This window comes from Alkalihalobacillus bogoriensis ATCC BAA-922 (genome assembly GCF_000621445.1).
GTDB lineage: Bacteria > Bacillota > Bacilli > Bacillales > Bacillaceae_F > Bacillus_AO > Bacillus_AO bogoriense.
The window spans coordinates 20641-36014 of record NZ_JHYI01000035.1 but is presented as its reverse complement, the minus strand read 5'-3'; the positions used below and the strand labels follow the sequence as shown (position 1 = coordinate 36014).

13 protein-coding genes are annotated in these 15374 nt (G+C 34.6%); 10 read left to right on the top strand and 3 right to left on the bottom strand.

Features of this window, described 5'->3' with window-relative positions:
• Position 1: 1 nt before the first annotated feature.
• On the top strand, positions 2-2629 hold the full coding sequence (gene pglZ, locus T323_RS0113535; protein WP_308417650.1) for a BREX-1 system phosphatase PglZ type A: 2628 nt from the start codon (positions 2-4) through the stop codon (positions 2627-2629).
• Positions 2630-2647: 18 nt separating this feature from the next.
• Positions 2648-4705: a protease Lon-related BREX system protein BrxL gene (brxL, locus tag T323_RS0113530; RefSeq protein ID WP_026673776.1), complete on the top strand. Its 2058-nt coding sequence runs from the start codon at positions 2648-2650 to the stop codon at positions 4703-4705.
• 46 nt (positions 4706-4751) lie between these two features.
• On the opposite strand, the gene T323_RS0113525 is transcribed toward brxL, so the two are convergent.
• On the bottom strand, positions 4752-5024 hold the full coding sequence (locus T323_RS0113525) for a hypothetical protein (RefSeq protein WP_026673775.1): 273 nt from the start codon (positions 5022-5024) through the stop codon (positions 4752-4754).
• Positions 5024-6004, bottom strand: coding sequence for a ParM/StbA family protein (locus tag T323_RS0113520; protein ID WP_026673774.1), 981 nt, complete (start codon positions 6002-6004; stop codon positions 5024-5026). The genes T323_RS0113525 and T323_RS0113520 overlap by 1 nt, the downstream gene beginning before the upstream one ends.
• A gap of 201 nt (positions 6005-6205) precedes the next feature.
• Between T323_RS0113520 and T323_RS0113515 the strand changes: the two genes are divergently transcribed.
• From T323_RS0113515 to T323_RS0113485, 7 genes are all read left to right on the top strand, one after another.
• Entirely contained in the window at positions 6206-6658 is a 453-nt protein-coding gene (locus tag T323_RS0113515; RefSeq protein ID WP_026673773.1) for a hypothetical protein, read from the top strand.
• Positions 6659-6961: 303 nt separating this feature from the next.
• Entirely contained in the window at positions 6962-7591 is a 630-nt protein-coding gene (locus T323_RS0113510; protein ID WP_156942450.1) for a hypothetical protein, read from the top strand.
• A 169-nt stretch (positions 7592-7760) separates the two neighbouring features.
• Positions 7761-8477 carry a helix-turn-helix domain-containing protein gene (locus T323_RS28000; protein ID WP_026673771.1) on the top strand — a complete coding sequence of 239 codons (717 nt, stop codon included), beginning with the start codon at positions 7761-7763 and terminating at the stop codon, positions 8475-8477.
• Positions 8478-8609: 132 nt separating this feature from the next.
• On the top strand, positions 8610-10973 hold the full coding sequence (locus T323_RS0113500; RefSeq protein ID WP_026673770.1) for a hypothetical protein: 2364 nt from the start codon (positions 8610-8612) through the stop codon (positions 10971-10973).
• 1675 nt (positions 10974-12648) lie between these two features.
• Positions 12649-13569 carry a DnaB-like helicase C-terminal domain-containing protein gene (locus tag T323_RS0113495; protein ID WP_026673769.1) on the top strand — a complete coding sequence of 307 codons (921 nt, stop codon included), beginning with the start codon at positions 12649-12651 and terminating at the stop codon, positions 13567-13569.
• Between the two features lie 35 nt (positions 13570-13604).
• The gene (locus tag T323_RS0113490) at positions 13605-13997 is read left to right on the top strand and encodes a four helix bundle protein (protein WP_035178686.1); all 393 of its coding nucleotides are present in this window, start codon (positions 13605-13607) and stop codon (positions 13995-13997) included.
• A gap of 2 nt (positions 13998-13999) precedes the next feature.
• Positions 14000-14374 carry a four helix bundle protein gene (locus T323_RS0113485; protein WP_026673767.1) on the top strand — a complete coding sequence of 125 codons (375 nt, stop codon included), beginning with the start codon at positions 14000-14002 and terminating at the stop codon, positions 14372-14374.
• Here T323_RS0113485 and T323_RS0113480 read toward each other — a convergent pair.
• Positions 14363-14905, bottom strand: a complete 543-nt coding sequence (locus tag T323_RS0113480; protein WP_026673766.1) for a helix-turn-helix domain-containing protein — start codon at positions 14903-14905, stop codon at positions 14363-14365. The two genes, T323_RS0113485 and T323_RS0113480, sit on opposite strands and share 12 nt — an antisense overlap.
• Before the next feature lie 117 nt (positions 14906-15022).
• Between T323_RS0113480 and T323_RS0113475 the strand changes: the two genes are divergently transcribed.
• Entirely contained in the window at positions 15023-15307 is a 285-nt protein-coding gene (locus T323_RS0113475) for a hypothetical protein (protein ID WP_026673765.1), read from the top strand.
• The last annotated feature ends 67 nt before the right edge of the window (positions 15308-15374 follow it).

The window sequence follows — 15374 nt, the reverse complement described above, 5'->3', positions numbered from 1 at the left end:
TTTGCAAAAAAATAAGTTACTCGATTTATTCAGTCTATATCGATGGATAAATGGAAAGAAGGTGAATTATTTGAACTTAACCCAAGTCATATCGACTTTGACAGAACATTTCAGTCAACCACTCAATGATGGTGAACAGCGTAAAATCATTTTTTGGTTCGATAAAGATAACGAATTTGCTGAGGACATTGACCAAATTGCCATTGATAACGTGAAAGTCCATCAGTTGACGGAAAAGAATAACTTTTATACGAAATATCTATTAGAAGAGGAAGATCCGACTTCTCATTACTTAATTTACACAAACTTAGAGCTTGGCGTAGAGGATAATTGGGTGATTGATACGGTACTTTATTCCAAGACGTTTTACGCTGATAAGATTTCATTACTATTAAATGATTTACATATTGATTCCTCATTACGAATGGTTGTAAAGAAATATGAGAAGTTCTTTAACAACAAGGATCGCTACAAGAAGTTTCAAGCGTTTAGCACAGAATCCTTTACAGAAGAAACGATTGAAATGATAATCATGGCAGTGCTATGTAATGTGAAAACACTCGACTTTGAAACGATTGTAAAAACAGTATTGATGGATTCGTTAAATGACGAAGAAAATAAATATCTTGAATTGTTGGAGAAGTTTTTTGATACGGAAGTGTTTTGGAAGTATGTTGCTAATCATTATGGCTACGAGAGAGAAACAAATTCATTAAAAATGCTATTCATGCACTTAACCGTAACGGCATTGAGTCATTCCATTGACGAAAGCTATCTATCTAATATTAAGGATTACATTGCACAGCGTAACAAAACAAATGGGTTAGTTTTTATTGACCATTGGATGCATCATAAAACGGATTACGAAGTGTATAACGAATACGCTAAGTTAATCGAGCAAGAAATCCAGCTTTCTGATCTTGTAAATCAAATTTCTGTCGAATCATTTAAACAAGCCGATATTTTCCCTTATTTTGATCGAACCATAATCATTTACATCGCTAACAGCCTTTCAACAAATTTGGAAGATTATGAAGAGTACATTAAGCTCATTAAATTGAGAAGAGCCAAGCATTTCTATGAAACGTATGAAAACATCTATGAAGCTCTCTATTATACAGTCAAGATTCATCAATTTTATAAAGAACAAGAAGCTCGTATTCCACAAGGACAAGCTGTCGAAATGTATGAAGCCTATGTGAACAAATATTATGTCATGGATACGTATTATCGAAAGTTTTATGTGGCGTATGACCAGGAATCCAATAATGAGTTGTTAAAAAAGCTGAAACTGATGGTAGAAAACATATATACGAATTGGTATCAAGGTGAATTGAGTTCCCATTGGTCACAAGCGGTTAGTACGGAGCTAAGAGAACAGTGGTCTCTACCAGGAGTTAGTAACCAACAAGATTTTTATCGAAATATTGTTTCTTCTAAAATGAGTAAAGGAGAACGTGTCTTTGTCATTATATCCGATGCTATGCGTTATGAAGTAGGCGTGGAAATTAGCGAACGCCTGAATGCAGAAACGTTAGGTAGCTGTGAAGTAGAAACAATGTTAGGAGTTATCCCGTCAGTGACGAAGCTCGGAATGGCATCATTGTTGCCATACCGTTCCATTGATTTTGATGGAAACGCAAGAGTTCTTGTTGATGGCAAGGATTCATCGGGACTTGAGAACCGTAAAAAAATTATTGCAAAAGCTGAAAGTGAAAGTGTAGCAATTCATTTTCAAGATGTGTTCAACATGAACAAGGCTGGCAGAAGGGAATATTTCAAAGGGAAAAAGCTGATTTATATTTATCATGACACGATTGATGCAATGGGTGATAAAGCCTCGACTGAAATCTATACGTTTAATGCGGTTGAAAAGGCAATGAATGAAATTTACGACCTTGTAAAAATCATACGTGATGATTTGAGTGGGGTTAACATTTATATTACTGCAGATCATGGTTTCCTCTATCAACGAGAAGCTCTTGAAGAAAGCGATAAGATGGAAAAAGAGAAGTTGGATACGATTGAAGTGAAACGTAGATACATGCTATCAACGGAAAAACGAGAAGTATCAGGACTTTTAAACATTGATTTAAGTTCCGTTGTTAAAAATGAACAGCAACTAACAGCTTATGTTCCGAATGCTACGATCCGCTTTAAAATTCAAGGCTCTGGTGTGAACTTTGTTCATGGTGGGGCAAGTCTTCAGGAAGTTGTCGTGCCTCTACTCATGTTTAAAAATAAGCGTAGTGGACAAAAAGGGACTAAGGAGATTAAAAAGGTTGATATTAAACTAACGAATACGACAAGAAAAATTACGAATAGCATTTTTAATCTATCCTTCTTCCAAACGGAAAAAGTTGAAGAAAAAATGATTGCACGAACGGTTGTCATTTATATGGCTGATGAAGACGGAAGCGTTATTTCTAATGAAGAAACCATTATCGGTGATCGTGAGTTTGACAATCCAGAAGACCGTACATTTAAGCTTCGATTTGTATTAAAATCAATTCCATATGACAGGGGTAAAACTTACTACTTAGTCATTAAAGATACAGAAACACAGGTAACTGTTGATAGAATTCCTTTTACGATCAATTTAGGTATTGTCAGTGATTTTGATTTTTAGGGGATAGGAGGGCTGTGAATGGAAGAGCAAGTAAGGGATATACCAACAACGGACTTAGATAAAAAGTTGAATGATGTTTTTGCTGGGCGTGTAGTTCGAAAAGATTTAACAAAGCTTATTAAAGAGGGAGCCAATGTCCCTGTCTATGTTTTGGAATACCTTCTTGGGATGTACTGTGCAACGGATGATGAGGAAAGTATTCGAGAAGGGGTAGAACGAGTTAAAAAGATTTTATCTGATAACTATGTAAGACCTGATGAAGCTGAGAAAATTAAGTCGAAAATAAAAGAGCTTGGACAATACTCCATTATCGATAAAGTAACGGTTACGTTAAATGCTAAAATTGATACGTATGAAGCAGAGTTCTCTAACCTCGGGTTAAAAGGTGTACCAATCGGTTCTAATTTTGTTAAAGAGTTTGACAAGCTTTTGGCAGGTGGAATTTGGTGCATGATTAAAATTGATTACTTCTATGATGAAGAAGTAAAAAACTCCAATCCTTTTAGTGTAAGTAGCTTAAAGCCAATCCAAATGCCGAACATGGATCTCTCTGAAATTATAGAAGGTAGAAAGAACTTTACAAAAGAAGAGTGGATTGACGTACTCATTCGTTCAACAGGAATGGAGCCAACGCAAATAGAAGAGAAGGTTAAGTGGCACTTACTACTAAGGCTCGTTCCTTTAGTTGAAAACAACTATAATATGTGCGAATTAGGACCGAGGGGAACAGGGAAATCTCATGTATATAAGGAGATATCACCAAATAGTATCCTCGTTTCAGGCGGACAGTCATCGGTAGCCAACCTTTTCTATAATATGTCTACAAGAAAAATAGGGCTTGTTGGGCTATGGGATTGTGTAGCGTTTGATGAAGTAGCGGGTATTAAATTTAAGGACAAAGATGGCATTCAAATTATGAAAGATTACATGGCATCAGGATCATTTGCAAGAGGGAAGGAAGAGAAAACAGCTTCTGCAAGTATGGTTTTTGTCGGCAACATTAACCAAAGTGTCGATTCTTTAATTAAAACTTCTCACTTATTTGCTCCGTTTCCAGAAGAAATGGCGAACGATACTGCATTTTTTGATCGTATGCACTATTACTTGCCTGGTTGGGAAATCCCGAAAATGCGGCCCGACTTTTTTACCGATAAATACGGTTTTATCGTGGATTATATCGCTGAATTTTTTAGAGAGATGAGGAAACGGTCATTTGCTGATTCCATTGATCGCTATTACAAGTTGGGCAATAACTTAAACCAACGTGATACGGTAGCTGTACGTAAAACCGTTTCTGGATTAGTAAAGCTCTTGTATCCACATGGAGAGTACACAAAAGATGATATTGAAGAAGTATTGCAATATGCTCTTGAAGGAAGACGGAGAGTAAAAGAGCAGTTAAAGAAAATAGGTGGCATGGAGTTTTACGATGTCATGTTCTCGTATATTGATAAAGAGTCCATGAATGAAGAATATGTTTCTGTCCCAGAACAAGGCGGAGGCAAGTTGATTCCAGAAGGTATGGGAAAACCTGGTCATGTATATGTTGTAGGTCATGGTAATTCTGGAATGATTGGTGTCTATAAGCTTGAAAATCAAGTGGTAAGTGGTACAGGTAAGTTTGATAAATCTGGTGTGGGCTCTCATCGTGGGGCTAAAGAAAGCTTAGATACAGCATTCCGCTACTTTACAGCGAATAGTAAAAGTATAAGCAATTCTATAAGCACGAAAACGAAAGATTATCTCATGCATATCAGTGACTTGCAAGGGATTGGACTAACTGAAGAACTTGCGATTGCGGAGTTAATAGGACTATGTTCAGGAGCATTAGAAAAGCCTGTTCAAGAAAGCATGGTCGTGATTGGAAACATGACAGTGGGTGGTACGATCTCTAAAGTAGAAGAGTTCGCAAACGTTTTACAAGTATGTGTAGATGCAGGGGCAAAGAAGGTGTTAATACCAGCATCTTCTGTTGTGGATTTTCAAACCGTACCTCCTGATTTGTTGGTGAAGGTACAGCCTGTTTTTTACTCCGATCCAACCGATGCGGTGTTTAAGGCATTGGGAGTTAGCTGAATATAATAAAGGAATAGGGAGCCAGAAAATTTGCTCCCTATTCCTTTTAAAACAATGAATTGATTAGTTCCATCTGCTTTTTGCTAATCTCTTGCTTAAGGTTTTTGTTCACGTTGAATGATACTTTATGATTAGCTCTTAACCTTTCAATCACTTTATCTACTAAATCATCCGAATTTTTACTTCCTCTACTAATGTCTTGGCGAATTAAATTTCTGACGTATAAACTAATAGTGCTATGCTCTTTTACTTTTTCCAAATGAGCAATAATGTCAGTATCCTCTGGTAATAAGCTAACTGTAAAACGAATTCTCTCCATTACGCATTTTTAACCTCCAAAATTTTCAAGAAACTACGCACATTTGCAAAAACGGGATTAACAACAATGCTCGCACTTGAAAATTCCTTTTCAATTAAATTTTTTAATAGCAATGATCCACCACCAGAGAATTGGATTTCTGCATTGTTAAACGTATAGCCTTTACTCTGAGCAAATTGAATAATTTGTTGGAAATGTTCCTTCTTGATTTGCTCGATAAGTTGTTTACTTTCCATGTTAATAGTACCTTTGTGTGTTAAATACCCTTGCTTTATTATTCTTTCTAAGTCGCTTTGTGACAGAGCTATCCCGAATCTTTCACTAAGGCTCTTCCCGATCTTTCCTTTTAAAATGTTAATGCCCATGTTGCTGATAGTCATCGTGTCAAAAACAGGTTGAATACCATTAAAGGTGCAATAATTAACGTTTAGACCACCAATATCAATGATAATCGTCTGCAAGTCCTTGTTATCATATTCATCCATTTTTTCGTAGACAATTCCCATGCCCTCAAAGCAAACTGTAATATTAGAAAGTCGGAAATTATAGGTTTTTCCATTTACTGAAAGTAAGGTGAGGTTTCCGTTGTTTTCAATGAAGTTTTTATAGCTTTCCTTAAATGTTAAATCAGCATAAAAGTTAATGGGTATATTTACAGCTAAACGAAGATTGACTTGATGGGGCTCTAATCCTGCTTTTTGAAGTAAGCAGATGATAGTGGTGTAGATGGCAAGTTTGTGAGGAAGGGAAGCTTTGTTGAGATCAAAATTACTGTAATCTTCACTAACCATATTACCCAGCAAATACTCCTTGTCATCGTAGTGAATGTGATACGAATCATCTTGTAATTCAATTCCAAGGTTTTTGACCTCTTGTAGCTTTGTTCTGAACATGCAAGTGTGAATGATGCCGTCATGAAGTAATTGTGATTTAGTAGTGTGCTTTCCTGCATCTACGGCAATTAAAACAGTTTCTTTCAATATAGATCTCTCCTTTCGATTTGAAATTTTAATAATCTATCATATGCAGTTTGATATGAAATATAAGAAATTTCATATCAAATTTTGTCGTAGCTAATCGGATATTGATGAAACGTCATAAATAATAGTAAAAATAAAAAAAGGAGTTATATCACTAATCTCGTATTAGTAGGGCTATGGAATCGAGTGGAGGTATTAAAAATGATATATGCTGAAAAAGGCAGTCAATATCAACTACAAAAATACGTCAATGAACATAGAACAGAGTTTAATAAAGCAGTTTTGCAAGCTTCACCATCGTTACTGTCTTTCATCAATAAAGAGCTAATTTTTGAATGGAAATCACCGTTGAGAGATGATAACTTCCATGAATATCAAGATGACTTTCTCAAAACAATAATCAAAGACGAAGTAGAGTTAAAGAAACAAGAACAGCTATTAAGGCAGTATTGGACAAGAAGGGGACCTGTTTGGGATGGAATTGCGATAGTAGATGGAAAAGATGATAGAAAAGGACTTATTCTTGTTGAAGCAAAGGCTCATGTCAATGAAACATACTCACAAATGAAAGCAACAGCAGACGATAGTATTAACAAAATTAAAACGACAATCCATGAAACGAAAACTGCTTTCGGTTCGTCAGGTTCGGAGTAAGTTTGGTTAAAAGAATATTATCAGCTTGCAAACCGCTTAAGCTTTTTGTACTTATTAAACGAGAAATTGAATATACCAACTTGGTTAGTGCTATGTAATTTTGTAGATGACCAAACTTATAAGCCGACTCAGTTAATAGAATGGCTTCAACACTACCAGGAAGCTTTCGATAAGTTAGGCATCCAATCAGATTGTGCTTTAATGGGAAAAATTATTACAGTTTATATGCAAAGTAAATGATATTTGAAAGAATGATAACTTTATCCTAAAATATCTATGAAATATTTTTTTGAGGTGATTGAATTGAAAAAGTATATGATCTATCTGACATTACTTGCTATGATAGGAGGGGTTATGACAGGTTGTGGTACTTCTAATCAACAATCCGCCCAAGCCAATGCAGAGCAAGAGGAAGAAAAAGTCTATACGATCTATGATGAGTATGAATATGACGAAGAAACCTTAAAAGGCTTAGAGATCGAAGCCAATATTGCCAACCAACCTCTTCAATTTGAAGAAATGACAGCCTTTATTACGAACCTTAAAAATCAATTTAGTGAAGAAGGTTGGGGAACGTATGACAATATCCATTGGGATAAGTATGAGAAAACCGTAGAGCCAAACATCTTTGAAAATGTAGCGTTGTTTGGCAAAATTCCAGACATGGATCTTCATCGTGATATTGAACACATTCAAAAACTGCTTATTATAGCAAGATACAATCAGGACAGCGTTGCCTTAGAGAAAGCGTACCGTATTGTGCATGACTTAGATATTGCGTATAACGGGGCAGAGGGTGAGCCGTATGGCTATGCTGTATTCTTAAAAGATTACGAGAATGATATCAGGCATATTACGGACTATATTATCGACAATGACCGTTATTTAACAATGGATATCGAGAAGCATGGCGAGCAGTATTATGGTCAATAGAGATAGTAGTATATAAAGAAGGAGGAGTTAGTTCGGTTAATAGGACTAACTCCTTTTAATTTAATAGCAAAATATAGTAAACAAAAGATATAGTTAAAGGAGCAAGGAATTTTGGGATTTGATATAATAAGGAAAACATTGCACACAAGCAATAAAGGGGGAACTTTAAATGGAAAATGAGTTTGGCTTGATAATTAAAAGAGAAAGGAATAACCAAGGATTATCACTTGCGAAATTATCTAAAGTCATATTTAATGAGTTAGGCGTTTCGCTAAATGCTTCTTATATTAACAGATTGGAGTCGGGTGAGCAACAAAATCCATCTTTTGCTATCGTTTGTGCGTTGAGTTCAGCACTGAACCTGGACATAAATGAAGTGTTTCGAGCGTTTAACTATGAAAACTTAATTGCTGACTATAATGAAGAAGCTGAATTTACAATTGCTGAATTGATACGGCTACACAAAGTTATAATGCCAGAGGGTGATAGGTTAATAAATAAAGAGGAGCAGGAAATCATCATTAGCATAATCCATACCATATTTAATATCGCAAGGAAAGACGTTAGTTTTGAAGATTTATCCCCGCTTCTATATCATATACAGCAACTTCACAATATCCAGAAGCGTTACGTGGATACTGTTGAAGTAGCCTTTCAAACAAAAACTCTCATTTTTAATATCACAGTTATATTAGAACAAAGTGATCTTAGTGGAGAAGAAGTGGTAGGAGCACTTAATGAGCAAGTAAAGCAAAAAGGAAGTAAACTTTTAGACATTAACGATGAACTAATTGTTTTCACATTAGGTAATGAGGAGTGGTTAGCGAAAAAAGAACATAATCAAATTACGTTTATTGCGAAGTACAATGCTATCGTATCATTTTAGTATATTAAAACATGAGAACTAAAGTGTCACACACTAAAAACAACATTTATATGATTGTTGCATATAGTCATTGACAATGAGTTGAAAATCTCTTATCATAATAAAAAAATTATGAAGGGAGATATTCTTTCTATGTCTACTAAACAACAAATCTTTTATAACAAAGTACCTATTGAGCTTCAGCAAGAAAATCGCTGGCTCACTTTGATCGAAGCCGATCAAACACTTGTACCGTATACAAGTAAAGGCGGTGCGGTATTGAAGAAATTTAATCAGTCTATGTTCTGGAAATCTTATAATGAAGCTATAACGACAATAGGTCATAGCACTTCTTCGTTAATTTATAAAGGCGTTGGCTATGTTATTACTGAAAATGATAAGTATGTGCTAATCACAATTAAAGATGCAGTTCAAAACGGGAGCATTAAAGAACAATACGTTGAAGTTCTTGATAAATTCAAGGGAAAGGCATATGTAGAAGTGTCGCATGATGGCAATGATATTCACTTAATATGTATTGCCAAAGAGGGTGTAGAAGAATTCTCGACACAAGATATAAGCGTACAAACGAAAGATTGCTATTTTCGCTTCACCCAAAATACTCCGCTTAATGGTTTTTGTGATCTTAAGAGTGATTGCTCCCACGAAATTGCCACTTTAAAGCAATGGTATAGCGAACTTGATACAACTACTCCTTTACCCGTTCAAACAGACCAAGAAAATGTAACGTCAACCGATACTGATATTGTACTATCCGATACTTTCCTCAAAAATTGTGCTTCGGAGTCATATTTCCTCCAATTAAAGGAACAAATCTTTAATAGAACATTGTGGGATCCAAGTCGTTTTATGGTATTCAATCATGAAGCGAGTTCGGGAAAGACGAGGTGGGGCCTTGCTTATTTAGCTGAATTAGTAATGACAACTGATGCAAGAGTGCTTTTTGTTCAGAAGTTTGCGAAGGAATTAGCCGATGAAGCTGGGGCATTGAAGAAAACGGCTCAAGAGATTAACCGTTATTCTAAAAAGAAAATTGCTGGCTATATCAACAGCAAAATGAATCAGAAGCATCATAAAGAAGTTGATGAGATTTTAAAATTACCGATTTTGGTGATTACGCATAAAATGTATCAGCAAATTTGCAGAGGGCTTCATAGCAACTTCATTAAAGACAGAGATGTACTCATCATAGACGAATTTCCTCATTTAGTAGAAAGATTAAGTGTATCTTTTCGGGATTTCGGAACAATTTGGTCAAATGCTCATTTGTTCAAAAATCAAGCAGAGATAGAAAGTATGGCATATGATTTAAAAATGCTTTTACAATCCTATCAAGATGAAAAGAATTATAAAACAAAAATCCCTTTAATTCGCTTTAATAAAGAAAAACACCTCGAATATCAAGCTCTCATTAAAGACTGCCTCCAAAGTGCTCCCAACAATCCCAAATTAAAAACTTCCTTAGAAAACCTTCTCCATATTATAGAAAATGGCTGTATGTATTATCAATCGGGCTTTCATACGTTCAATCATGATATTGAATATAAACTGTTAAAAAATAACATCATCTTAGATGCCAATGCTGAATTTGAAAAACGCTACGAACTTTCCCCACTTTTCCACGTAGTACTGCAACCAAAATACTACGACTATTCCAGCTCCACTTTTTACTACTACAAAGGAAACACAAGCAAAACATCCCTTTCTAAAAAGAAGAAATTTTTTGAAACAGTCTTAAACCGACTTGATCTTAATCATAAGGAAAAAACATTGTTTATAACAGATAAGGAAAGAAAAGCTGATTATGAAATCCAATTAGCTATGGAATACACTGATGAGCCTGTAAAAGTAAATCAAAAACCTAAATTAGGATTTGTTGAATTAGAAAATCACTCTGCTGTCGATTATTTTGGGAACTTGGTTGGTGTTAACACGTATAAAGATTATCAACATGCGGTCATTTTGAAGACACCTTACTTTGATTTTCCATCCTATGTACTCGATTATCTGTTTTTCAAGGGGGAAGGAATTAAGGATGGAGAACTATTTTCAGCAGATGATTTTACGAAAGTGCGTGATTCGATTGTAGCTGGGGAAATCTATCAAGCTTTGAAGCGAGTGAACCGTAGCAACCGATTAAATTCAAACTTCATCGTTTTTATGAACAATGAAAATGTACTACAAATGCTCGTAAATCAGTTTCCGAACATTCAATTGATAAGAGATGAAATCCAAGTGCAACGTGAAAAGAAGAAAAGAACGAACACAAATAAAGAAAAGGCGAAAGCGGTTTTATTGCAGAAGAAAAAAGAAGGAAGAGAAGAAATAAGGAAAAAGGAAGTGAGGGACAAATTAGGAATATATTGTGCAAGTAATTTTAAAAAAATCTTAAATGAACTTGAGCAAGAAGGTTTCTTTAAAGAAAATCAGATCAAGTGTCCAGATAAGGGGCAAATGATTTATTTTGTTGGTGATCTATTACAGCAATCATCATAAATATAAAGAGTAAAGCTGGCGGATTCGCAACCGCTGGCTTTTTCTTTTCTACAGATCGCTTTACTTCAAAAGTTGTATAAACTCGTTCGATGAAAATCTTTTAGTACCATCATCGGTTTAATCAAATGAAAAATCATTGGCTTTAATCATTAAAAAGTTGTATAAAATTAACGCTTATATATAAAAGAAGGTAGGAAAAAATACAACTTTTTAGAGTGTACAATGAAATCCACTGCCAATGGATAAATACAACAAAAATGATGATGTACACTCAATTAGATGCAGGGAATTTGTTAAAAATTTGCTGTGAAATCACCAATGAGGTAAATGGAACAAAGCAACATTAGAACTAAGCAAAAGAAGATGAATCTTGGAACTCTACTATAAAAGTATAGAAATATTTTCCTGTGAACTCTTCTATGGTTGCTTTGTTCTGGGATGATACATCAAATAGAAGTAGCAGAAATCCCCATAAAATTCTTGAAATCTAAATAGAAGCTACTTCTATTTGGTGTGCCAAAGCAACAATGTTAATGGATAACGTATAAATTAAATCTCCTATGAAGTTGTTTTGATTAAATGTAATAGAACTAATACAATCATGGATTGCAATGCAATAATTTATAATTGTGTAGCTTCTATAGTGGCATTTTCCATTCATTGTAATGTATATCAGTTGTAGTAAATTCTTCTATGTTGAGTGTTCATGTCACATTAAATGCAATGCTATAGAAGCCATTGAATTTATAGTTAACGTTCAATCCAATATTGTTGGCTTCTATGGCAATTGGTTTACATTATATTGTTGTAGTGAATTCTCCTATGGTTGCATTGTTTCCATTGAATTCTAAGCAAATAGAAGGAAGTGTTCAAAATACTAAATAGGAGATTATACAATTCTTTCACTCTTCTATTTGCTTATGCATATGCTGTTCATCCATTATTGATATTTTCTCTATGACGGATGTACCATTTTCAAAAGTTGTATAAACGGTTTTCTTAATTTATATAGAAGGATTGAAAAACATACAACTTCTGATGATGAAATAGGAGATTTTTATTCAATTATTTAATCAAATGAACGGGTTTTCACAACTTTTATAAAGGTTAACTAAATGTTGGTAGTATGCAGTAAATGGAAACTATCATATCTAAGATGGACAGATGGGGCATTATGACTAACTGAAAATGTTGAGCCGTATAGTAAAAGCTGATGGCAAAAATAAAAAAATTATACGGTTAATTTGTAGTGGCGGACTGCAATGAAACCTCCAAAAACAAATGAAGAAATGTGCGGCCGCTGAATAGTTGAGTTAACGTGAAGGTAATATAATTATTTTTAGTTAACTATCATGGGAAGTTGAGTTTGCAAAAGATTAAGTATAATAATCTTCATCTCATTTAAGATATAAAACAAAATACATTGCATATAGGCATTGACTTTTGTTTTAGTGTAAGCTATAATTTTAATGTAAACCACGATGGTAGCAACCTCATTTCATTATTCCTCTTAATATTCATTTCAAGATACAACCCTTTTGCTAACCGAATTTTTTCAAATAACCATTTCTCTTCCTTAGCTTTCTTTTACATACAGGTTAAAAAGATAGAACGACATATGAGTGTAGCAACGTTTACCTGTTAATTATTTCTATTTTTAAGGAGGAATGCCGTAATGCAAAGCAATGTAGTTGCTGTTGGAAATGAGGCAAGACTAAAAATAGTAGAGAATATTAGTAAGGAGAAAGGAGACCTGGCCTTTTCACCATTGCTTTTCTATCTGCAAGGTGGCTTCCGAACAGACCTTAGCAAATTTAAGTGTGAAACAACACATTTATTGTCCCTTGGACTTAGCCATTTAGATGTTTCTCTTAATGGTGGGTTAACACCAGGAGTTCATCTAATTGCAGGAAAACCAGGTGATGAACGAATGGCATTTATAGTTCACTTGCTTGACCATTTTGCGAGACAAAAGTTTGCTTGCATCTACCTGAGTAAACAAGAAAATAAGTCTTCATTTATCATGAAGCTGTTAATGAGAAATCATTTTATTCAAGACCGAAACACTCCGATTCAAGCACAGCAATTAGTAAATCACCTTCAGAGAGATCCGCAATATTTTGAAACCGCAATTGAACCAATATCCCAGGTAGTAAAGTTTATTAGCTTAGAAAATGACTTGCCAGAAGATCTTTCACATTTAGAGGAAAGAATGAGGTATCAAAAGCAAAGATGTGAAAAGTCGGTTTTCATAATCGATATAGAGGAGAATTTAGCAGAAAAGACAAAAGTCATGCTTGACCAACTTGTTAAAATTGCACATGAATTGCAGGTTCATATCATTGTAAGCCTCGATCTCAGCGAAAATGATTTTAATAACGCAAAAAATGGCTATGTAACAACCACGAAAATTGAAAGTGCAGTAGATAGCTTTATTTTGTTCTCTCGCAGTAATACCCCAGAAGTGTCAACCACAAATGATTTCAATTCTCCGCACTTGATTGAAGGCTTAATCCGTACCAACCATCCCTTCCCAACGTTACACAAAACATTTATTACGCATTTTCCAAACTATTTTTATTTCCAAGATGCTTAATTGAAACAATGAAATGTTATAAGGAGGCTTTGCTAATGACAATAAAGAAAGATTCAATTGGTAACTTTAGAAATCTGGATGTTTATAAAAAATCCTTACTTTTTAGAAAGGAGATTTATCGCATCGTAGATAGATTTCCTGTTTATGAAAAAATGAACGTTGTTGATCAGCTGAGGAGAGCATCTTGTTCAACATCAGCTAATATTGCTGAGGGAAATGCAAATTATTATTGTGCTAAGGAATTTGATCGACTAAATACAGCATTGGCAAGTATGGCAGAGTGTCGGTCATTTCTGGACATTAGCGTAATGGAGAACTATATCACGCATGAAGAGTATCAGTCACTTGATAAGAAAGCCGAGGAAATTATGGCAATGTTAATCGGTATGATGAGTCGAATAGAGGAAATCATTGGGAAAGAGGTTTAATAATGTGGATACAAGAATTCAGGAAAAGTGCGTTATATCAGCGATCTTTGGAACTTTGTGAAATGGTATACCGAATTACTACCGAAGTGGATTTAAGTGAACAGGAACAGTTGCTTTTACGTAAGAAGGTTGTACGAATTTCAAGCAAAATTGCAAAAGGAATCAGTCAACACAATGTCAATATTCGATTCAGGAATTTCAATGAAGCAAAAAAGGAGCTTCTGCAACTCGTTGAGCTGTTGCAAAGGCTCCTTCATCAGCAGAAATTGAATGATGCGTTTTATGATAAATTTAAAAATCAGTCTGATCATGTTGCAAGACTATTAAATTATTTCTTTGGACAAATGAAGAACAATAAAGTTCATTCATTTAATTGAGTAGATCGTGGGCTGACCGTAGCGTTCTAATTGTGTGTCAATGTCCCAAATGTTATATCGTTTCTTTTCTATGAAATAAGCAATGATCGATTCTAATACTGTTAAATCTTTGGTAAAACTATAACCAGCCATCCTTAGTAATGTCTCCGTTTCTTGAAGATCTAAACGAAGAGCAATCGCTATGCAAAGTAGTTTTGCTTTAGAAGGTTGTTTGATTTTTCCCTTAATAATTTTATGCCAATATTCTTTGGTCACTCCTGCTCGCATACTGAAGTCAGCATAGCTCTTGTAATTCTTCTTCTTGATTAGTTCTTCAATATGTTGTCCCAATGGACATGGGTGCTGTTGCTCAATGTTTTTCACCCGTTTATGTAATTCAGGAATGAAATCGTCATCTTCATAAACCTTCCCCAACGTAATTGAAGCTTCTTTCTTAGGCAAAGTAATAGACATTTTTTCGACAAGCTTAATGACCTGATTATCTTTGATAAACAAGTCTAACTCAATTTGAAAATCAAAGTTTTCACTCATGCAATTAACCTCCCAAAAAAATTTCATTGTTGCCTATGAGGCAACCATAAAGACTTGTTGTCCATATACAATAAAATCATAGAAAGAAATTAAAGATTTTTCAAGGAGGTAGTACGAATGAAATGCGAAACAACTTTTTTACAAACTTATCTTGATGATTTAAGTGTAGAGGTACTCGAAATGGAGGTGGCAGAATTAACAAGCACGTATAATCTTTCAGAATTAGATTTCAATAAAATCCTGAATTCTGTAATTGTCATAGCAAATTCTCCAGAAGAAAACGAGCTTAATACCATTATTTTCAATCATAAGTTACCAGATGAGCTTAACAATAAGTTAGGGATGATGACAGTTGATGAAATGACAACCATTAGCAAAAGGCTATGGTCACTTGTCTTTTAAATGGTGGATACAGTGAGGCTTCTCGGGAAGAAATCGTAGATGTAATTGAAGCAAAACTATAAAAATA

Bases quoted from the DNA above. Each gene is read 5' to 3' on its own strand.
- T323_RS0113515 (WP_026673773.1), top strand. From the start codon at position 6,206: ATGATATATGCTGAAAAAGGCAGTCAATATCAACTACAAAAATACGTC.
- T323_RS0113480 (WP_026673766.1), bottom strand. From the start codon at position 14,905: ATGAGTGAAAACTTTGATTTTCAAATTGAGTTAGACTTGTTTATCAAA.
- T323_RS0113495 (WP_026673769.1), top strand. From the start codon at position 12,649: ATGCAAAGCAATGTAGTTGCTGTTGGAAATGAGGCAAGACTAAAAATA.
- T323_RS0113485 (WP_026673767.1), top strand. From the start codon at position 14,000: ATGTGGATACAAGAATTCAGGAAAAGTGCGTTATATCAGCGATCTTTG.
- T323_RS0113475 (WP_026673765.1), top strand. From the start codon at position 15,023: ATGAAATGCGAAACAACTTTTTTACAAACTTATCTTGATGATTTAAGT.
- T323_RS28000 (WP_026673771.1), top strand. From the start codon at position 7,761: ATGGAAAATGAGTTTGGCTTGATAATTAAAAGAGAAAGGAATAACCAA.
- brxL (WP_026673776.1), top strand. From the start codon at position 2,648: ATGGAAGAGCAAGTAAGGGATATACCAACAACGGACTTAGATAAAAAG.
- T323_RS0113500 (WP_026673770.1), top strand. From the start codon at position 8,610: ATGTCTACTAAACAACAAATCTTTTATAACAAAGTACCTATTGAGCTT.
- T323_RS0113490 (WP_035178686.1), top strand. From the start codon at position 13,605: ATGACAATAAAGAAAGATTCAATTGGTAACTTTAGAAATCTGGATGTT.
- T323_RS0113525 (WP_026673775.1), bottom strand. From the start codon at position 5,024: ATGGAGAGAATTCGTTTTACAGTTAGCTTATTACCAGAGGATACTGAC.